At 55.6% G+C, this 19638-nt stretch carries 15 protein-coding genes; 7 read left to right on the top strand and 8 right to left on the bottom strand.

What is annotated here, in order from left to right; genetic code table 11:
- Window positions 1–90: 90 nt before the first annotated feature.
- The gene (nifJ, locus tag BN2591_RS02665; protein ID WP_086868764.1) at window positions 91–3615 is read right to left on the bottom strand and encodes a pyruvate:ferredoxin (flavodoxin) oxidoreductase; all 3525 of its coding nucleotides are present in this window, start codon (window positions 3613–3615) and stop codon (window positions 91–93) included.
- Window positions 3616–3884: 269 nt separating this feature from the next.
- Here nifJ and BN2591_RS25045 point away from each other — a divergent pair, with 269 nt between their 5' ends.
- The 3 genes from BN2591_RS25045 (at window position 3885) to BN2591_RS02675 (ending at window position 6272) form a co-directional block, all read left to right on the top strand.
- Window positions 3885–4139, top strand: coding sequence for a CPCC family cysteine-rich protein (locus BN2591_RS25045; RefSeq protein ID WP_482793315.1), 255 nt, complete (start codon window positions 3885–3887; stop codon window positions 4137–4139).
- Window positions 4140–4235: 96 nt separating this feature from the next.
- On the top strand, window positions 4236–5753 hold the full coding sequence (locus tag BN2591_RS02670; RefSeq protein WP_086868766.1) for a sensor domain-containing diguanylate cyclase: 1518 nt from the start codon (window positions 4236–4238) through the stop codon (window positions 5751–5753).
- Between the two features lie 252 nt (window positions 5754–6005).
- Window positions 6006–6272 (top strand): putative hemolysin, encoded by a 267-nt coding sequence (locus BN2591_RS02675; protein WP_071925194.1) that lies wholly within the window; start codon window positions 6006–6008, stop codon window positions 6270–6272.
- Here BN2591_RS02675 and hslJ read toward each other — a convergent pair.
- The 3 genes from hslJ to BN2591_RS02690 all read right to left on the bottom strand — a co-directional run bounded on the left by hslJ (window position 6266) and on the right by BN2591_RS02690 (window position 8105).
- Window positions 6266–6688 (bottom strand): heat shock protein HslJ, encoded by a 423-nt coding sequence (gene hslJ, locus BN2591_RS02680; RefSeq protein WP_086869917.1) that lies wholly within the window; start codon window positions 6686–6688, stop codon window positions 6266–6268. The two genes, BN2591_RS02675 and hslJ, sit on opposite strands and share 7 nt — an antisense overlap.
- 111 nt (window positions 6689–6799) lie before the next feature.
- Entirely contained in the window at window positions 6800–7789 is a 990-nt protein-coding gene (locus BN2591_RS02685; RefSeq protein WP_086868768.1) for a 2-hydroxyacid dehydrogenase, read from the bottom strand.
- 130 nt (window positions 7790–7919) lie between these two features.
- Complete coding sequence (locus BN2591_RS02690) at window positions 7920–8105, bottom strand: hypothetical protein (RefSeq protein WP_086868770.1); 186 nt, start codon at window positions 8103–8105, stop codon at window positions 7920–7922.
- 171 nt (window positions 8106–8276) lie between these two features.
- Between BN2591_RS02690 and BN2591_RS02695 the strand changes: the two genes are divergently transcribed.
- From BN2591_RS02695 to BN2591_RS02705, 3 genes are read left to right on the top strand one after another with little or no spacing between them, the layout of a single operon-like run.
- Window positions 8277–10916, top strand: a complete 2640-nt coding sequence (locus BN2591_RS02695) for a YdbH family protein (protein ID WP_086868771.1) — start codon at window positions 8277–8279, stop codon at window positions 10914–10916.
- Window positions 10913–11104, top strand: a complete 192-nt coding sequence (locus BN2591_RS02700; protein WP_086868774.1) for a YnbE family lipoprotein — start codon at window positions 10913–10915, stop codon at window positions 11102–11104. Before BN2591_RS02695 ends, BN2591_RS02700 begins: the two co-directional genes overlap by 4 nt.
- A 7-nt stretch (window positions 11105–11111) precedes the next feature.
- On the top strand, window positions 11112–11438 hold the full coding sequence (locus BN2591_RS02705; RefSeq protein ID WP_086868778.1) for a YdbL family probable chaperone protein: 327 nt from the start codon (window positions 11112–11114) through the stop codon (window positions 11436–11438).
- A 229-nt stretch (window positions 11439–11667) separates the two neighbouring features.
- On the opposite strand, the gene azoR is transcribed toward BN2591_RS02705, so the two are convergent.
- On the bottom strand, window positions 11668–12273 hold the full coding sequence (gene azoR / locus BN2591_RS02710; RefSeq protein WP_086868780.1) for an FMN-dependent NADH-azoreductase: 606 nt from the start codon (window positions 12271–12273) through the stop codon (window positions 11668–11670).
- Window positions 12274–12474: 201 nt separating this feature from the next.
- Between azoR and hrpA the strand changes: the two genes are divergently transcribed.
- Window positions 12475–16377: an ATP-dependent RNA helicase HrpA gene (gene hrpA / locus BN2591_RS02715; RefSeq protein ID WP_086869920.1), complete on the top strand. Its 3903-nt coding sequence runs from the start codon at window positions 12475–12477 to the stop codon at window positions 16375–16377.
- Window positions 16378–16485: 108 nt separating this feature from the next.
- Here the strand turns inward: hrpA and BN2591_RS02720 are convergent, their stop codons facing one another.
- From BN2591_RS02720 to BN2591_RS02730, 3 genes are read right to left on the bottom strand one after another with little or no spacing between them, the layout of a single operon-like run.
- On the bottom strand, window positions 16486–17145 hold the full coding sequence (locus tag BN2591_RS02720; RefSeq protein WP_086868782.1) for an O-methyltransferase: 660 nt from the start codon (window positions 17143–17145) through the stop codon (window positions 16486–16488).
- A 26-nt stretch (window positions 17146–17171) separates the two neighbouring features.
- Window positions 17172–18548, bottom strand: coding sequence for an efflux transporter outer membrane subunit (locus BN2591_RS02725; protein ID WP_086868784.1), 1377 nt, complete (start codon window positions 18546–18548; stop codon window positions 17172–17174).
- Complete coding sequence (locus BN2591_RS02730; protein WP_016495933.1) at window positions 18545–19627, bottom strand: HlyD family secretion protein; 1083 nt, start codon at window positions 19625–19627, stop codon at window positions 18545–18547. Before BN2591_RS02730 ends, BN2591_RS02725 begins: the two co-directional genes overlap by 4 nt.
- Window positions 19628–19638 lie beyond the last annotated feature (11 nt).

A 19638-nucleotide genomic window follows, 5' to 3' on the forward strand; every position in this document is an offset into this window, starting at 1 on the left:
TGATTATCAGCGAGCTTCCCGCGGGTGTCATGCAAAATCGGTGCATAAAAAAGCCACCGGCGCTAACCGGTGGCTTTTTCGACGACAGGCTTATTCCGCCGCGTTTTTCTCCGCTTTCCCTGCCAGTTGGGCGAGGAAGTCGTAGCGTTTTTGCAGGTCGGCTGCGGCATCTTTCCAGAGCTGTTCCGCTACCTCCGGCTGCTGCGCGTTCAGACGACGGAAGCGCTGCTCATTAAGCAGGGTTTCCGCCAGCGCATCTGACGGCGGCCGCGAGTCCAGCGCCAGTGGCACTTTCCCTTCCTCTTCGCGGCGCGGATCGTAGCGGTACAGCGGCCAGAAGCCGGTCGCGGTGAGCTGGCGCATCTGATCGTGGCTCAGCGCCAAATCATAGCCGTGCTCTTCACAGGGGCTGTAAGCAATTATAAGCGACGGGCCGGGGTAGGCTTCTGCTTCCTGAATGGCTTTTACCGTCTGGTTGAGCTGCGCGCCCAGCGAAATCTGCGCGACGTAAACGTGACCGTACATCATCATGCTGACGCCCAGATCTTTGCGTGCCTTGCGTTTGCCATGCTCGCCAAATTTGGTCACCGCACCGAGCGGTGTCGCTTTGGAGGCCTGGCCGCCCGTGTTGGAGTAACACTGGGTATCAAGCACCAGAATATTGACGTTCTCAGTCAGACTCAGCACATGATCGAGACCGCCAAAGCCGATATCGTACGCCCAGCCATCACCGCCAATCAGCCAAATCGATTTTTCGACCAGCGCATCGGCATCAGTTAACAGTTGTTGTGCGCCTTCGACCGATGCCAGCGCAGTACGCAGCTCAGCCACTTGCGCGCGGCGTTCTTCCGGCGTCGCTTGCGCATGCAATGCCGCGTTCAGTTCCGGCGGAATATGCTCAGCGAAGTGATCCACCAGCCGCAGTACACGCTGGCGGTGTTGATCCACGCTTAAGCGGAACCCAAGCCCGAACTCGGCGTTATCTTCAAACAGCGAGTTCGCCCACGCTGGCCCGCGCCCGTTTTCATCGGTGGTGTAGGGCGTCGAGGGCAGGTTACCGCCATAAATTGATGAACAACCGGTGGCATTGGCGATCATCATCCGGTCGCCATACAGTTGCGTCAGCAGTTTGATATACGGCGTTTCGCCACAGCCTGAGCACGCCCCGGAATACTCAAACAGCGGGGTAATTAGCTGCGAGGTACGAATGTCGATACGTTCCAGTTTGCTGCGGTCGATCTCCGGCAGGTCGAGGAAGAAGTCGTAATTCACTTTCTCTTCTTCAACGTGTTCAAGGCGCGACATCATATTGATGGCTTTGATGTCCGGGTTCTGGCGATCTTTTGCCGGGCAAACTTCCACGCACAGGTTACAGCCGGTGCAATCTTCCGGCGCGACTTGCAGCACATATTTCTGCCCGCGCATATCGCGGGATTTCACATCCAGTGAATGCAGGCTTGACGGGGCGTTTTCCATCGCCTGCGGTGAGACCACTTTGGCGCGGATCGCCGAGTGCGGGCAGGCGGCAACGCAGTGGTTACACTGGGTACAGAGCTCTTCTTTCCAGACAGGGATCGCTTCGGCGATATTGCGTTTCTCCCAGCGCGTGGTACCCACCGGCCAGGTACCGTCCGGCGGCAGCGCGGAGACGGGCAATGCATCGCCAAGACCGGCCAGCATGGCCGCCGTCACGGTTTTCACGAAATCTGGCGCTGAATCAGAGACCACCGGCGGGCGATGGGCGCTTTGCGGATTAATCGCTTGCAGCGGTACGCTGAACAGCGACTCGCGGGCCATTGCCAGCGCCTGCCAGTTTCGTTCCACCAGTTCCTGACCTTTACTGCTGTAACTTTTGGCAATCGCACCCTGCAATTCCATCAGCGCGCTGTCGCCAGGCAGAATATTGGTGAGATGGAAGAACGCCATCTGCATGACGGTGTTAATGCGGGCGGCAAGCCCGCATTCACGGGCGATTTTCGCGGCGTTAATCACATAGAGACGGGCTTTTTTCTGGTTTAGCACCGCCTGCACTTCCTGCGGCAAACGTGACCAGACTTCGTCGGCGCTATAGGGCGTGTTAAGCAGGAAAATACCGCCCGGTTTCAGGCGCTCGGCCATCTGGTATTTGTCGATAAACTGCAACTGGTGGCAACCGACGAAATCCGCCTGCGACACCAGATAAGCCGAGTTGATCGGCTTTTCACTGACGCGCAGGTGCGAGACCGTCAGGCCGCCTGCCTTTTTCGAATCATAAACAAAATAACCCTGCGCATACCACGGTGTGGAGTTACCGATAATTTTGATGTTGTTTTTCGTTGCCGAGACGCTACCGTCGCTGCCAAGCCCGTAGAACAGCGCTTCTAATTTGGCATGCGATGGCAGGGTGTTTTCCGGTAGCGGCAGAGAAAGGTGGGTCACATCGTCGTAAATGCCGACGGTAAAACGCGGTTTGGGTTTCGTCGCGCGCAGCTCGTTAAAAATGGCCAGCACGCATTCGGGGCCAAACTCTTTTGAGGAGAGACCGTAACGCCCGCCGATGACGCGCGGCAGGGTTTCCCGCTCGCCGTTATTAAATGCTTCAGCCAGCGCGGTTATCACATCGAGATAAAGCGGTTCGGCCTGGGCGCCGGGTTCTTTAGTGCGATCCAGCACGGCAACAGTTTTCGCGCTTTCCGGTAACACGGACAACAGATGCGCGGCGCTGAACGGGCGATAGAGACGCACTTTCAGCACGCCGACTTTTTCACCGCGCGTCAGCAGTTCATCGACCACTTCTTCGCAGGTACCGATCGCTGAGCCCATCAGCACGATCACGCGATCGGCCTGCGGGTGACCATAATACTCAAAAGGTTTGTACTGCCGCCCGGTGGCGGTGGCGAAATCGTCCATCGCCTGCTCAACGTGATCGTAGACCGCGTTGTACCATGGGTTGGTGGCTTCGCGAGACTGGAAATAGGTGTCCGGATTGGCAGAAGTACCACGGATCACCGGATGTTCAGGGTTGAGCGCGCGAGCACGATGCGCATCAATTTCCGGCTGAGGAAGCAGGTTGCGAAGGGTGTCATCCGCCAGCGGCACGATTTTATTGATTTCGTGCGAGGTGCGAAAACCATCAAAGAAATGAATGAATGGCACACGGCTTTTCAGGGTCGCTATCTGCGAAATAAGCGCGAAATCTTGTGCTTCCTGCACGCTGCTGGCAGCGAGCATCGCACAACCGGTCTGGCGAACCGCCATCACATCGGAGTGATCGCCAAAGATAGAGAGCGCGTGGGTGGCGACGGTGCGTGCGGCTACATGCAGAACAAACGGCGTTAATTGGCCCGCCAGTTTGTAAAGTGTGGGGATCATCAGCAGCAAACCCTGCGATGACGTAAATGAGGTTGAAAGCGCACCGGTTTGCAAAGCGCCGTGCACAGCGGCAATCGCGCCCGCTTCCGACTGCATTTCCACGACGCGCGGCGTGTCGCCCCAGATGTTTTTCAGACCGTTTCCGGCCCATGCATCCGCCTGTTCAGCCATCGTCGAGCTGGGGGTAATGGGGTATATGGCGATAACTTCACTGGTGCGGTAAGCGACTGAGGCGACCGCGCCATTACCGTCAATAGTAATCATATGGCACCCTTGCATTGCTCAATAGAAAGGGGCTTGTGAAACGGCGACAAGCCCTGTAGTTATCTTTTTATTTTAGCAAAGCACTGTGCGAGCAATTTTCGCTTTTGTGTCCTGAGGTATAACTGGAATCAATGAATTGCCATTTAAACCGCGCCAGGAAAGCGGCATTATTGCGCGGGGGCGAACGTTTCCTGTTACGCTGCTGAATGAAGCAGGCTCAGCAACCGAGACGATGGACATGAGCGGTCAGGCCGCTGCCCCTGTTGTGGATGTGCAACGCTTGCCAAAAAGGCCAGTGGGAGATTTGCCCCGTTTGCCACCGGGAAGATGATCCTGCTCAGGAGAATGATCCCGACTTACCGGCGGCGCGAACGTGCGCAATCTTAATGAGGCAACAAAAGCGTACCAAGGCAAAATTACCGAATAAGGGTGTGATGGGCCGCTCAATAATAGAGCCAGGGTGTTATCTGAATGGTATTTATACTCAACTCATGCTGCCTGAGCGGCTTCTGAACAGGTTATAAAACAAAAGACAGGTAGACGCCTGAACGTGGGTTTTTAACGGTTGGAATTTACCGCCGCAGCCGATCTGAAGGTGGAGTCGTTACGGGAAATATGTCATGAAAAAAGAGCGCCTTGCTGCGGCAATTTTTATCACTGTGGTTTTCTTTGCGATATCTATTACGCTAGTTGCTCAAATAATAAGTACAAGAACGCATACGCTTAACGATCTGAATACCAATATCTCCAACTTAAGCCATACCCTGGATACCTATTCCGAGGGGATTATTCGCCAAAGTGAGATGTTGATAAAAAACATTTCTGACATAACCGAAATTTACGGCATGGGCGCTGATCAAAAAAATAATCTTAAACGGATATTGTCAGAACAGGATCAGCTGCTTATACAGCTCAATAATATCGTCATTTATGATGCCAGAGGCGACAAAGTCATCTCCTTGCGGGATGGTAATTCTATCAACAGTAATGGGGCTGACCGATCTTTCTTTATCTATCATCGCAACAACCCATCAAGAAACGTTTTTATTGGCCCGCCGGTAGTGAGCAGGACCAATGGGCAATGGGTATTAACAGTGAGCCGCAGGCTGGAAGATAAAGAGGGAGTATTTAATGGCGTTGCGGTATTGACGCTCAATATTGCCAATTTCCTGCAAACCTACGGCAAGCTCGATACAGGAAAAGAGGGCACCATTGCGTTAACAAGCGGCACGGGCACCTTATTAATTCGCTACCCTTTTGATGCGAAATTTATTGGCCGCGAACTCTCAGATTCGCCGCTCTTTACGGTTTACCTGAAAAAGAGCAGCGCAGGGATTGCAACGTCCGTTTCGCGTTTTGATAAAATCGAACGCATCTATTCCTTTCAGAAAAATAAACGCTATGGATTGGTGACCACCGTGGCTGTCAGCATGGATGAAGCCATGGCTTCGTGGCGCCGTCAGGCGGAAATACTTGCCATTGTTATTCTCTTCCTTATGGGCTGCGTTGTGTTTTCCAGCTTTTTCATTATCAAAGAGGTTCGCCGCCGTATCCGTATCAGTAAAGAGATCTCGGAGGCGAAAGCGTCTCTGGCGTCCGAGAACGCAGAATTGCAAGTTATCGCCACGGAAGATGCGTTAACCGGTCTTGCGAATCGGCGTAAATTCGATGAGGCTTTAGTAGCCGAAGTAGCGAAAGGTGCCAGCAACAAACAGCAGATTGCACTGCTATTAATTGATGTCGATTACTTTAAAAAATATAACGACAATTACGGGCATATCGCCGGTGACGGCTGTTTACAAGCTGTCGCTGAAAATTTGAAAAAGACCATCAGCGAAACTCCTTATCTGGCCGCCAGATATGGCGGAGAGGAGTTTGTGGTTATTCTGCCTGAAACGGATGCGGACTCCGCTAAGCATATTGCCAGCAAGATAGGCCGTAATATTAAGCTTGCGAATATTCCCCACCAGCAAAGCCCGCTTGGCGTCGTGAGTGTGAGTATTGGTGTCGCCGCCGGGTCTGCCGCCTCATTGACGGGCAATGAGGCGATGCTTATCGAATTAGCGGATGAGGCGCTTTACGAGGCGAAATCTTCAGGACGCGACCGTGTTGTTATCTCACAACGTGAAATAACATAAGGTGAGACAATATTGCCGCACTTGCCAGTGTCGCCTGTTGAGCCCCCTGGGAATCCGCCACGGGTTCTGAGTTGGCATACCCGATGAATCCCCGTTTGCTATGAATTGTGTTCACCCGCCCAAAAAACCGCAAAAAAGTGTTTCGAATTCACATAAAGATGCTTTTCAGCTCTCGACGTATTGCGCCTGGCTGCCTATGATGCTTGGGTTTCGCTTTTTTAATTATCCTGAGGACACAGGGCAGGGGGAGAGATGCGCGCAGCGTTTTTAGTAGGATGTGCCGCTTTATTATTATCGGCATGCAGCAGTGAACCCGTTCAGCAAGCGACCGCAGCACACGTTGCGCCGGGGCTTAAAGCCGCGATGTCAAATGGTGGTCAGGCGAATTGCGCGATGATTGGCGGTTCGTTGTCAGTTGCCCGGCAACTCGATGGTTCAATGGTGGGAATGTGTGCGTTGCCAAATGGCAAGCGCTGCAGTGAACAGTCGCTTGCCACCGGAAGCTGCGGCAGTTACTGAGCGTTCGCCGCGCGTGTGTAGATCAGGGTTTGCGTCGCCGTCGCCAGCGTCAGCTGTTTGTCAGTAAGATCAACCTGCGCCCCTTCGCTGAGCATCGCATTAATGGTGTGATCCAGTTCGTTACGCTGCTGGTCAGGGCAGAGCATCATGGTCATGCCCATCTGTTTGACGGTCAATTTGCCTTCAGAGAGTTTTCCCTGGCCCATAAAGCCGTTGCACATTTTGCCGGACACGCGCAGGTCTTTATCAAAACGGATTTCCGGCGCCGGGCCATTACCCTGCACGGCCTGGCCGTTTACGGTGGTCAGCACAAAACGCTGATCTGCCAGTTGCTGCGGCTTCAATGTGTCGGTGCGGGAACTCACGCAGCCAGAAAGCACTACGCTCAACGCAACCAAAGTCATAATTTTCTTCATCTCGTCCTCTAAGGGGTTATCCATTACGTGGGGAATTCTAACAGGCTTAGCCTGGGCGTCATCGGGGTTTGTCCGAAAGGGTTCCCGAGCAGGCAGGGGAACCCCGGACAATCAGGCCAGCGCGTTCGGGCAGGCTTCGCCGTCGCGTAACTGGCGCAGGTTTTCCAGCGTCGTTTCGGAAATGCTAATCAACGCCTCGGCCGTCAGGAATGCCTGGTGACCGGTAAACAAAACATTATGGCAGGCAGATAAACGACGGAACACGTCGTCCTGAATAACATCGTTGGATTTATCTTCAAAGAACAGATCGCGTTCGTTTTCATAGACATCCATTCCCAGCGCGCCGATCTTTTGCGTTTTCAGCGCTTCTATCGCGGCTTGCGAATCCACCAATCCGCCGCGGCTGGTATTGATGATCATCACGCCATCTTTCATCTGAGCAAAGGCGTCGCGGTTAAGCAGGTGGAAGTTTTCTGGCGTGAGCGGGCAGTGCAGGGAGATAACATCCGCCTTTGAAAACAGCGTCGGTAGATCAACATACTCCACGCCAAGCTCCAGTGCTGCTGCGCTCGGGTAGGGGTCGAACGCCAGCAGACGCATACCGAATCCTTTCAGAATACGCAGGGCGGCAACACCAATTTTACCGGTGCCGATAACGCCCGCTGTTTTACCGTACATGGTGAAGCCGGTCAGCCCTTCCAGGGAAAAGTTAGCATCGCGGGTACGCTGATATGCGCGGTGAATGCGACGGTTCAGGGTCATCATCATGCCAATGGCATGCTCTGCCACCGCTTCCGGTGAGTAGGCCGGCACGCGCACCACCTGCAAACCCAGCTCTTTTGCCGCGTCGAGATCAACGTTGTTGAACCCGGCACAGCGCAGGGCGATAAATTTCACGCCGAGCTTTTTCAGCTCTTCCAGCACCGGGCGGCTGCCATCGTCGTTAACAAAAATACAGACCCCATCACAGCCGTTCGCGGTTTTGGCAGTCTTTTCGGTTAACAGAAAGTCGAAAAATTCAAGATCGTAGCCATATTTCTCGTTTACCTGCTGCAAATACTTTTTATCGTATTGCTTTGTGCTGTATATCGCGAGTTTCATAAGACTTTCTCCAATGGTTTTCTACCCACATTATCACGTTTTAAAATTATTATGTAAACGTTCAAATTTTATTGACAACCATGGGCACGGTGAATGTGTTCAGTTCAGTATATCCGCTGTGACACACCTGTTAGCGCAATTGTTTTAATGCGCTGCGCGTGCTCCAGCAGATAGCTGTCGCCGCAACAACCCCGATAAGCCATGGAATTTTGGAGTCGTGAAAGTAGTTAGCACTGAGATAATCGCTGAAGGTAAAGCAGGTGAAAACGGTGGTGCCGGTAAACCAGCCGCGAATTAAAGAGCCTTTCGTGAACATGCGCTGAATCCATAAATTAATGATATTAAAACACTATTCTCTGTAACTACTGAAAATGCAATCGCCAGACTATGATTAAAACGACCTGCGCCTTCAAAGGGGCGGCCAAACATGCCACAATAACCACCAGAATCGGCTTAATCACATGCAAAATCAGGATATTAGCTACCCATGAAGGGTAAATACAAAGCCGCCATCGCACTGGTGTTACTGGTCATTCCGCTGCCGCTTACGCTGCTGCTGACGCTTGCGCAATGGGTGCCGACGCTGGCCGGGCTCTGGTTGCCGGCGGGCACGCGTATCGCCATGGAAGAGAGCCCGCGCTTTTCCCGACACGCGTTAAAAATTCCCGATCTGCGCTATCTGGTCGCTGATTGTCAACTGGCGTCATTACAGAACGCCGAACTCACCCATCCCAGCCGCTGGCAGCTTCATATTGGCGCGCTGGATATTAACACCGCCTGCCTGAATAAACTGCCACAAAGTGAAACGGTTTCTGACGCGCCGCGCACGCTGGCCGAATGGCAAGCCATGCTCCCTTACAGCTGGCTGACGGTGGAGCGTTTTACCGTTTCGCCGTGGAAAACATGGGCAGGCAAATTATCCGTGTCGTTGACACCGGATGAGCAGCAACTCACCTATTCTGGCGAGCGCATCGATCTCAGCGCCCGTTTGCGCGGGCAGGCGCTGACAATTAGCCGCATGGCGCTGCGTCTTGTCGATGACCAGCCGCCGTTTACGCTCGGTGGCGAATTTACCCTGCCGGACGTTCCAGGCAGCGTTCCGGTTAACGGACATATGGAAAGCACCTTAACTCTGTCGCAGCAGCCGGGCGTGGTGGATGTGGATGTCGACTGGCGCGATAACGAGGGGCAACTGGTGGTCATGGCGCGCGATCAGGGCGATCCGCTGCTCGATCTGCCGTGGCAACTTACGCCCGACCAATTGACCATCAGCGATGGGCGCTGGAGCTGGCCCTATCAGGGCTTTCCACTTAGCGGTCGGGTCGGCTTAAAAGTGGATAACTGGCAACAGGGACTGGAAAAGGCGCAGTTCAGTGGCCGGTTAAACGTGCTGACGCAGGGCGACGCCGGGAAGGGCAATGCGGTGCTGACAATTGGCCCCGGCCGTCTTGGTATCGACAATAACGATATGCCGCTGCAGCTGACCGGAGAAGCAAAGCAGGGCGATCTGGTGTTTTATGCGGTGCTTCCCGCCCATCTGAGCGGTAGTGTTGACGATCCGCAACTGGCCTTCACGCCAGGTGCGCTGCTGCGCTCGCGCGGACGGGTGATTGATTCGTTAAATATTGATGAAGTGCGCTGGCCGCTGGCGGGCGTCAAGCTCACTCAGCATGGTATTGACGGGCGTTTGCAGGCCATCCTTCGCGCGCATGAAAATGCGATGGGGGATTTCCGTCTGCATCTTGATGGCCAGGCGCAGGATTTTCTGCTGGACAACGGCCTGTGGCGCTGGCGTTACTGGGGTGAGGGCAATTTCACGCCGATGAACGCGCGCTGGGATGTTGCCGGTCGCGGCGAATGGAATAACAACACGATTACGCTTAACGATCTCTCGACCGGCTTTGACCAGTTGCAATATGGCGCGATGCATATGGCTACGCCCCGGTTAGTGCTGGATGCGCCAGTAAAGTGGGTGCGTGATGCGGCAAATCCGCAGTTCACTGGCTCACTGACGCTGGATGCCGGGCAAACCCGCTTCAGCGCGGGAAGCGTCTTACCGCCATCGACATTGACATTCAGCGTGACCGGCGACGACCCAACCATGTTCCAGTTTAAGGGCGCGTTGCAGGCCGACACGATTGGCCCGGTGCAGGTTAATGGCCGCTGGGACGGTGAGCGTTTACGTGGGCAGGCATGGTGGCCGCGCCAGGCGCTCTCGGTATTCCAGCCGCTTATTCCGCCGGACTGGAAAATGAAGCTGCTGGATGGCGCACTGTATGCGCAGGTCGCATTTTCTGCCGCCGCGGATCAAGGTTTTGAAGCCGGTGGTCACGGCGTGCTAAAAAGCGGCAGTGTCTGGACGCCGGACAACCAAATTCGCGGCGTCGATTTTGTGCTGCCATTCCGTTACCGCGAAGGGGGCTGGCAGTTGGGCACCCGCAGGCCGGTTTCGCTGCGCATTGGTGAGATAACGAACCAGGTGACGGCGAAAAATATCACCGCCGATTTGCAGGGCGCGTGGCCATGGAGCGAGGAAAATCCGCTCATATTAAGCGATGTCAGCGTAGATGTGCTGGGCGGAAAAGTGACTATGCAGCAGCTACGTATGCCGCAGCACGACCCGGCGCTGTTGCGTCTGAAGCACATTTCCGCCAGTGAGTTAATCAGCGCGGTGAATCCGAAGCAGTTTGCGCTTTCCGGGCCATTTGACGGCGCGCTGCCGCTGTGGCTGGATAACCCGCAATGGATCATTAAAGATGGCTGGTTGCACAACCCCGGCCCGATGACGCTGCGGATCGATAAAGATACCGCCGATGCGGTGGTGAAAGACAACATGGCGGCGGGCGCGGCGATTAACTGGTTGCGCTATATGGAAATTTCCCGTTCATGGACGAAGATCAATCTGGATAATTTGGGGCTGTTGACGCTGCAGGCCACTCTGCGCGGCACCAGTTTTGTTGATGGCAAAAGCAGTACCGTGAATTTGAACTATACCCATGAGGAGAATGTATTCACCTTATGGCGCAGTTTACGTTTTGGCGACAATCTGCAGTCATGGCTTGAGCAACACGCGGCGCTACCGCAAGCCCGCTGCGCGAAGGGCGAAGAGTGTGAGGATAAAAAATGAGTACCCTGAAAGCCGTGCCCGTATTGATGGCGATAATGTTGCTGGCCGCTTGCACGCCGCGCATCGAGGTGGCGGCGCCGAAGGAGCCGATCACCATCAATATGAATGTGAAGATCGAGCATGAAATTCACATCAAAGTGGATAAGGACGTAGAAACCCTGCTGAAAACCCGTAGCGACTTGTTCTGAGGCGATGATGAAAAAACGTGTCATAAGCGCGCTGCTGGCCGTTGGCCTTTTCAGCGCAACCGCGCAGGCGCTGACGCTTGATGAGGCCCGCAGCCAGGGGCGCGTCGGTGAAACGCTCAGTGGCTATGTCGCGCCGATAAGCCAGGATAAAGAGACGCTGGCACTGGTGGAACGCATTAACAAAGCGCGCACAGAAAGCTACCAGCAACTGGCCGATCGCAACAACATCGCCGTTGATGACGTAGCCAGAATGGCCGGGCAGAAACTGGTGGAACGCGCGAAGCCCGGCGACTATGTACAGGGTATTAACGGTAAATGGCTGAAGAAACCGTAAGCGGCGCGTGACCTTTCAGAGCAGCCTGCCAGCGTTTTCGCGGCCCGGTGAATCCGTCGTAAGGTATCAAGCCTGTAAAGCTGTATTTGATAAAAAAGCGGGATTTGTCGCAACCACAAGGGGCTGCTAAGCATGCCGGGAGCGGCAAATAATGATGACATTGCGCAAGGGGTATAGCCGTACAAGCGGGGAAAGGCCCCTCCCACCGGGCGGTGAGAGGGGAGAAATCTCAGGCAGCCACCAGGCTGTCGATTGCGGCTTTTGCGTCAGTCTGCGCTTTGGTCGCCACTTCCGGACCGTAAGCAATGCCTTCAGCAAAGACAAAGTTCACATCGGTAATGCCGATAAAGCCGAGGAACAATTTCAGGTACGGCGCAACCAGATCGGACGGGGTATCTTTATGGATACCGCCACGGCTGGAAACCACGACGACGCGTTTCCCTTTCACCAGACCTTCCGGCCCTGCTTCGGTATAACGGAACGTCACGCCAGCACGCGCCACCAGGTCGAAGTAGTTTTTCAACTGCGTCGGGATGTTGAAGTTGTACATCGGGGCGTTAATGACAATCACGTCATGTGCTTGCAGCTCAGCGATCAGCTCGTCGGAGAGCGCCAGTGCTTCCTGCTGACGCGGTGTCAGCGGTGCATCGCTCGGGCGCAGCGCGCCAACCAGTTCGCCATCCAGCACCGGGATCGGGTTAGCGGCCAGGTCACGCACGGTAATTTGATCCGCCGCGTGTTTTTCACGCCACTGTTCAACGAAATAATCGGCCAACTGACCAGACTGTGAGTACCCTGCCAGAATACTGGATTTAAGAACTAAAACTTTGCTCATTGGGTGTTTCCTTTATTGTATTTGCAATGGGTTGCCCCGTGACGTCATGACACTCTATTCACAAACTCTCTACATGAATAGCGCAATATATCGAATCCTATGTTCGAATTTCTTGAACAAGAAAAGGATTACGGCGATGTGCTATCCTACTGCGATTGCGAACTTAAGATGTTTCCCGGCAGTGCTCTGCCCAATAACGCTATGACAGAACAACAGAAATTGACGATTACCGATCTTAGCGCGCAGCTCAGCACTCTGATGCTACGCGACCAGCAGCGCTTCGCCCGCCGCCTGCATGGCAGCAAGAAAGTTAAAAATCCTGAATCTCAGCAGGCACTGCTCCGGACGCTGGCGCAGGAGATTAGTGACGCCGCTCGAAAAGTGGCGCAGCGCGAAGCCGCGCGCCCGACTATTGATTACCCGGACAACCTGCCGGTCAGCCAGAAAAAACAGGCGATCCTCGAGGCCATCCGCGATAACCAGGTGGTGATTGTGGCCGGCGAAACTGGCTCCGGTAAAACCACGCAGTTACCGAAAATTTGCATGGAACTGGGGCGCGGCATTAAAGGGCTGATTGGCCATACTCAACCGCGTCGTCTGGCGGCGCGCACCGTTGCCAACCGTATTGCCGAAGAGCTGAAAACGGAGCCGGGCGGTTGCATCGGTTATAAAGTGCGTTTCAGCGATCATGTCAGCGATAACACCATGGTCAAACTAATGACCGACGGTATTCTGCTGGCGGAAATCCAGCAGGATCGCCTGCTGATGCAATACGACACCATCATTATCGATGAAGCGCACGAACGCAGCCTGAACATCGATTTCCTGCTGGGTTATCTGCGGGAATTACTGCCGCGCCGCCCGGATCTGAAAATCATCATCACCTCCGCCACCATCGATCCGCAACGTTTCTCACGCCATTTCAATAACGCGCCGATTATCGAAGTGTCCGGGCGCACCTACCCGGTGGAAGTGCGCTACCGGCCGATTGTCGAAGAAGCGGATGATACGGAACGCGACCAGTTACAGGCGATTTTCGATGCGGTGGATGAGCTCGGGCGTGAAAGCGCAGGCGATATTCTGATCTTTATGAGCGGCGAGCGGGAAATCCGCGATACCGCCGATGCCCTGAGCAAGCGCGATCTGCGCCACACGGAGATCCTGCCGCTGTATGCGCGGTTATCGAACAGTGAACAGAACCGCGTCTTTCAGCCACACAGCGGGCGGCGCATCGTGCTGGCGACCAACGTAGCGGAAACCTCGCTGACCGTACCGGGCATCAAATATGTCATTGATCCGGGTACGGCGCGCATCAGCCGCTACAGCTATCGCACCAAAGTGCAGCGCCTGCCGATTGAGCCGGTTTCTCAGGCCTCCGCTAACCAGCGTAAAGGGCGCTGCGGCCGCGTGTCGGAAGGGATCTGTATTCGTCTCTATTCAGAAGATGATTTCCTGTCACGCCCGGAATTTACCGATCCGGAAATTCTGCGCACCAACCTGGCGTCGGTCATTCTGCAAATGACGGCGTTGGGGCTCGGCGATATCGCCGCCTTCCCGTTTGTTGAAGCGCCGGATAAACGCAATATTCAGGACGGCGTGCGCCTGCTGGAAGAGTTGGGCGCCATTACCACCGATGAGCAACAAACCGCCTATAAACTGACGCCGCTGGGGCGCCAGCTGTCGCAACTGCCGGTCGATCCGCGCTTAGCGCGTATGGTGCTGGAAGCGCAAAAACATGGCTGTGTGCGCGAAGCAATGATCATTACCTCGGCGTTGTCGATTCAGGATCCGCGCGAACGGCCGCTGGATAAAAAGCAGGCTTCAGACGAGAAGCATCAGCGCTTTCATGATAAAGAGTCCGACTTCCTCGCGTTTGTGAACCTGTGGAATTACCTGGGCGAGCAGCAAAAAGCGCTCTCGTCAAACCAGTTCCGCCGTCAGTGCCGGGTCGATTACCTGAACTATCTGCGCGTGCGCGAATGGCAGGATATCTACACCCAACTGCGCCAGGTGGTGAAAGAGTTGGGGATCCCGGTCAACAGCGAGCCTGCGGAATATCGCGAAATTCATATTGCCCTGTTAACCGGTTTGCTGTCGCACATTGGTATGAAAGATGCCGACAAACAGGAGTTTACCGGCGCGCGTAACGCCCGTTTTGCCATCTTCCCCGGCTCGGGGTTATTCAAAAAACCGCCGAAGTGGACCATGGTTGCAGAACTGGTGGAGACCAGCCGGTTGTGGGGGCGTATCGCCGCACGCATTGATCCGGAGTGGGTTGAACCGGTCGCGCAGCACCTGATTAAACGTTCGTACAGTGAACCGCACTGGGAGCGAGCGCAGGGCGCGGTAATGGCAACGGAAAAAGTGACCGTTTATGGTCTGCCGATCGTGGCGGCGCGCAAAGTGAACTACAGCCAGATCGACCCGATGCTTTGTCGTGAACTCTTTATTCGCCACGCGCTGGTCGAGGGTGACTGGCAAACCCGGCATGCTTTCTTTCGCGACAACCTGAAACTGCGCGCGGAAGTGGAAGAACTGGAACATAAATCCCGCCGCCGCGACATCCTGGTGGACGACGAAACGCTGTTTGAGTTTTATGACCAGCGCATCAGCCACGAGGTGATTTCCGCCCGCCATTTCGACAGCTGGTGGAAAAAAGCCAGCCGTGAAACTCCTGATCTGCTCAACTTCGAAAAGAGCATGCTGATCAAAGAGGGCGCAGAAGGGGTGAGTAAACTCGATTACCCCAACTTCTGGCATCAGGGCAACCTGAAGCTGCGCCTGAGTTACCAGTTTGAACCGGGCGCGGATGCCGACGGCGTCACGGTACATATCCCGCTGCCGTTATTAAACCAGGTCGAAGAGAGCGGGTTTGAGTGGCAAATTCCCGGCCTGCGCCGTGAGCTGGTGATTGCGCTGATCAAATCGCTGCCGAAACCGACGCGGCGCAACTTTGTTCCCGCGCCGAACTACGCCGAAGCGTTTCTCGGCCGCGTCACGCCGCTGGAACTGCCGTTGCTGGATGCGCTGGAGCGTGAACTGCGCCGGATGACCGGCGTTACCGTTGACCGCGATGACTGGCACTGGGATCAGGTGCCCGATCATCTGAAAATCAGCTTCCGTGTAGTCGATGACAAGAACAAGAAACTGCTCGAAGGCCGTTCGCTGGCTGAACTGAAAGAGCGTCTGAAAGGCAAAGTGCAGGAAACCCTTTCGGCGGTGGCCGATGACGGTATTGAGCAGAGCGGTTTACATATCTGGAGTTTTGGTCAGCTTCCGGAAAGCTACGAGCAAAAACGCGGCAACTACAAGGTAAAAGCCTGGCCTGCGCTGGTTGATGAACGTGACAGTGTCGCGATCAAGCTGTTCGATAACCCGCTGGAGCAGCAACAGGCGATGTGGCGCGGTATCCGCCGTTTGTTACTGCTAAACATTCCGTCGCCAATTAAATACCTGCATGAAAAATTGCCGAACAAAGCGAAACTGGGTCTCTATTTCAACCCGTACGGCAAAGTGCTGGAGTTGATCGATGACTGCATCTCCTGCGGCGTGGATAAACTTATCGACGAGGCAGGCGGCCCGGTGTGGAGCGAAGAGGGCTTCGCGGCGCTGCATGAGAAAGTGCGTGCGGAGCTGAACGAAACGGTAGTGGAGATCGCCAAACAGGTCGAACAGATCCTGACGGCGGTGTTCAATATCAACAAGCGACTGAAAGGGCGCGTTGATATGACCATGGCGCTTGGGCTGTCGGACATCAAAGCGCAGATGAACGGTCTGGTGTATCGCGGGTTTGTTACCGGCAACGGTTTCCGCCGCCTGGGCGACACGCTGCGTTACCTGCAAGCGATTGAGAAGCGGCTGGAGAAACTGGCTGTCGATCCGCACCGCGATCGCGCGCAGATGCTGAAAGTGGAGCAGGTACAGCAAGCGTGGCAGCAGTGGTTAAATAAGCTGCCGCCGGCACGCCGGGAAGATGAGGATGTTAAAGCGATCCGCTGGATGATCGAAGAGCTGCGCGTCAGCTACTTTGCGCAGCAGCTGGGTACACCGTATCCCATCTCCGATAAGCGCATTTTGCAGGCGATGGAGCAGATTAGCGCCTGATGAGCGCTGCTTGCCCGGTGATGCGACGCTTACCGGGCAAACACTATCACTGCAATTCCTTGCCGGATAAGCGAGTTTGCCATCCGGCAAGAACCTGCACCAGCGACCTTACGCATTCACCCACGCCAGCGTAAAGCCATCCCAGCCTTTAACGCCGACCGTTTGCACGGCGGTGGCCGTCAGGCGCGGATCGGCACCTGTCATCTCAATAAATTTCCGCACACCCTGCACGCTGGCATCGGTGGTCGTCGGGTTCGTCACTTCACCCTCGCGCACCACATTATCGCCAATAATCAGTGTGCCAGGCCGGGCATAGTGCATTGCCCATTTCAGGTAGTTCGGGTTATTGGGTTTGTCGGCATCGATAAAAATCAGATCGAAGGGCGGGCGGTCGCCCAGGTTTTCCAGCGTCTGCAGCGCCGGGCCTTCGGCGACGGTGACCTGATGCGCCACCCCGGCAAATTGCAGATTTTCACGCGCTATCGCCGCGTGTAGCGGATCGGCTTCCAGCGTCAGCAGTTCGCCGCCGGTGGGCAGCTCGCGCGCCATCCACACCGTGCTGTAACCACCGAGCGTACCGATTTCAAGAATGCGCTTCGCCCGCACCATGCGCACAAACAGCGCTAGTAATTGACCCTGAGCGGGCGAAACATCTATGGCCGGAAGCCCCGCGCGCTGGTTATTTGCCAGCACCTGCGTCAGGATTTCATCTTCCGGAATCAGCTGTTTTACTAAGTATTCGTCAACCGCGGACCACTTCTGCTGCATAGCATTACTCCTGGTTTATCAGAAACTTAATCCAGCCCGTACCAGCCACCTCCCAGTGCGCGATAGAGATCCACCTGCGCCAGTAACAGATTGTTTTTGACCTGTACCGCGCTGAGCTGAGCGGAAAACAGCGTGCGCTGGGCGTCCAGCACGTCCAGATAAGAGGAATAACCGTTGTGATAACGGTTTTGCGCAATGCGTAACGTCTCCTGCGCCACATCGACTTGCCCGGCCAGTTCGGCGAGCTGCTCGCTCAGACGTGTGATGGCATCGAGGCTATCGTTCACCTCTTTGAACGCGTTGCGCACGGTTTTTTCATAGGTGTAAAGCGCCTGATTACGCTGCGACATGGAGACATCGACCTGCGCATTCAGTGCCTGACGGTTGAGCAACGGGGCGAGAATGCTGCCGCCAATGTTCCATAACCGCAGCGGATTATCCAGCAAGCCGGGCAGCGTATCGTCCTGCATGCTGCCGGTTGCCGTCAGGTTAATCGACGGCAGTAATTTCGCCTGTGATGCGGCGAGTGTCGCATCGGCGGCAACCAGCTGGCGCTGCGCCTGGACAATGTCCGGCCGCCGGTTAAGCAAACTCGACGGTAACTGCGAGGGCACTTTCAGCGGCGTTAACGTTGCAAATTCACCACGATTAACCGCGCCCGGATTATTACCCAGCAGCACACTCAACGCATTTTCCTGCTGGCTTATCTGATGTTGCAGCACCGGGATCTGCGCGCGCGTGCTGCGCAACTCGGAATCGGACTGCATCAACTCCAGTCGTGAAGTATAGCCGGTCTCATACTGGCGACGGGCAAGTTTGAGTGCATCTTCCCGCGCTGCCAGCGTGGATTGCGTGACCTGTAACTGTGCATCCAGCGACAGCAGCGTGAGATAACCGGAAGCGACATTCGTCGCCACCGTCAAATCGGCCGCCGCCGCTGCGGCTTTCTGCGCCTCCAGCGAGGCGTCCGCCGCGCGAGACGCGCTGCGGCTGGCGCCCCAGATATCGACGTTATAACTGGCTGTCAGATTGCCCTTGTACAAGGTGCTGTAAATGGGTAAACCCGTCGCGGCCGATTGGGAACGTGCGCGGGTGCCGGAAATCCCCGCGTCCAGCTCCGGGAACAGGGCGCTGTCGGCGGCGTAAACCCGCGCCTGATATTCATTGACTCTTTCGCGGGCAATCAGCACGTCGCTGTTGTGACGTAGCGCCTGATCAACATAGCGGTTTAACTGGCTGTCGTGAAAGTTGCGCCACCAGACGCTATCCGTTTTGCTGGCCGGACCCGCCTCGCTGCGCCAGGCCGCCGGGATCTGCAGCGACGGTTGGGCTTGCCGGACATCGGCGGACTGGCAGCCGGCGAGAAGAAGACTCACGGTGATAACCGCAGGGCGCAGCCTCATTGCTCCGCCTCCCGCGTATCAATATGTACCTGCACCGACATTCCGGGCCGCAGCCTTGCCAGCTCATCGGGTTTCGCCTCCACCTGGATGCGCACCGGAATGCGCTGGGCGATTTTGACAAAGTTACCGGTGGCATTATCCGGGCTGATGGCGCTAAATTCCACGCCAGTGGCTGGTGAGATACTCTCCACGCGCCCGTGGTAGCTGCGCCCGTCGAGTGCATCGACGGTAAAGCGCACTGGCTGTCCAACCACCACGTTTGCCAGTTGCGTCTCTTTCAGGTTGGCGATCACCCAACGTTGCGATGGCACCAGCGAGGTCAGGTGCGTTCCGGCGGTGACATACGCGCCAAGGCGTACGCTGATTTGCCCCAGTTGCCCGTCGCGAGGGGCGACGATACGCGTGTTTTGCAGATCAATTTGTGCCAGTTCAAGCGCGGCTTTGGCATTTTCCACATCCGCCTGTAACGACCCGCGATTAACGATGGTGGTTTGCAGATCCTGGCGTGACATCTCAAGCGTCGCTTGCGCCTGGGCAATACTGGCGGTGTTTTGCGCGGCGGTGGCAAGTGCGGCGTCGCGTTCACGAATGGAGAGCGAGCCGTCTGCGGTCAGCGCTTTAACGCGTTTTAAATCCGCCTGGGATTTCAGATCCTGCGCTTTCGCGCTGGCGAGCGCGGCTTCATTGCGGGCAATGACGGCCTGCGCGCTTTTTCGCTGCTGGAGGTTGTTATCCAGCGCTGCCAGCTTCATCGCCAGTGTGGCTTTCGCCTGATCGACGCGCTGTCGGTAGATTCGGTCATCGATCTGCATAATCAGATCGCCTTTTTTCACGACCGCGAAATCCTGTACCGGCACGTCAGTGATATAGCCATTCACCTGTGGGCTGATAAATGTTGTCTGCCCGCGCACATAGGCGTTATCGGTAAACTGGGTATGGCGCGTAAACGGCGGCAACTGCCAGGCGTAAAGGATCACCAGTACGCCCACCAGGCCAATCGCGGCGGCGGAAAAAAGAGAAACCACGCGTAAATTGCTGCGGGTATTGGCCCGCTCTTTGGCGGCATCCTGCTGGCTCATAGACACTCCAG

This window comes from Kosakonia pseudosacchari, assembly GCF_900184035.1.
Classification (GTDB): Bacteria; Pseudomonadota; Gammaproteobacteria; order Enterobacterales; family Enterobacteriaceae; genus Kosakonia; species Kosakonia pseudosacchari.

What these genes read in the sequence shown, in the direction of transcription:
- nifJ (WP_086868764.1), bottom strand. Translation starts at nt 3,615, where the DNA reads ATGATTACTATTGACGGTAATGGCGCGGTCGCCTCAGTCGCTTACCGC.
- BN2591_RS25045 (WP_482793315.1), top strand. Translation starts at nt 3,885, where the DNA reads ATGTGCAACGCTTGCCAAAAAGGCCAGTGGGAGATTTGCCCCGTTTGC.
- BN2591_RS02670 (WP_086868766.1), top strand. Translation starts at nt 4,236, where the DNA reads ATGAAAAAAGAGCGCCTTGCTGCGGCAATTTTTATCACTGTGGTTTTC.
- BN2591_RS02675 (WP_071925194.1), top strand. Translation starts at nt 6,006, where the DNA reads ATGCGCGCAGCGTTTTTAGTAGGATGTGCCGCTTTATTATTATCGGCA.
- hslJ (WP_086869917.1), bottom strand. Translation starts at nt 6,688, where the DNA reads ATGAAGAAAATTATGACTTTGGTTGCGTTGAGCGTAGTGCTTTCTGGC.
- BN2591_RS02685 (WP_086868768.1), bottom strand. Translation starts at nt 7,789, where the DNA reads ATGAAACTCGCGATATACAGCACAAAGCAATACGATAAAAAGTATTTG.
- BN2591_RS02690 (WP_086868770.1), bottom strand. Translation starts at nt 8,105, where the DNA reads ATGTTCACGAAAGGCTCTTTAATTCGCGGCTGGTTTACCGGCACCACC.
- BN2591_RS02695 (WP_086868771.1), top strand. Translation starts at nt 8,277, where the DNA reads ATGAAGGGTAAATACAAAGCCGCCATCGCACTGGTGTTACTGGTCATT.
- BN2591_RS02700 (WP_086868774.1), top strand. Translation starts at nt 10,913, where the DNA reads ATGAGTACCCTGAAAGCCGTGCCCGTATTGATGGCGATAATGTTGCTG.
- BN2591_RS02705 (WP_086868778.1), top strand. Translation starts at nt 11,112, where the DNA reads ATGAAAAAACGTGTCATAAGCGCGCTGCTGGCCGTTGGCCTTTTCAGC.
- azoR (WP_086868780.1), bottom strand. Translation starts at nt 12,273, where the DNA reads ATGAGCAAAGTTTTAGTTCTTAAATCCAGTATTCTGGCAGGGTACTCA.
- hrpA (WP_086869920.1), top strand. Translation starts at nt 12,475, where the DNA reads ATGACAGAACAACAGAAATTGACGATTACCGATCTTAGCGCGCAGCTC.
- BN2591_RS02720 (WP_086868782.1), bottom strand. Translation starts at nt 17,145, where the DNA reads ATGCAGCAGAAGTGGTCCGCGGTTGACGAATACTTAGTAAAACAGCTG.
- BN2591_RS02725 (WP_086868784.1), bottom strand. Translation starts at nt 18,548, where the DNA reads ATGAGGCTGCGCCCTGCGGTTATCACCGTGAGTCTTCTTCTCGCCGGC.
- BN2591_RS02730 (WP_016495933.1), bottom strand. Translation starts at nt 19,627, where the DNA reads ATGAGCCAGCAGGATGCCGCCAAAGAGCGGGCCAATACCCGCAGCAAT.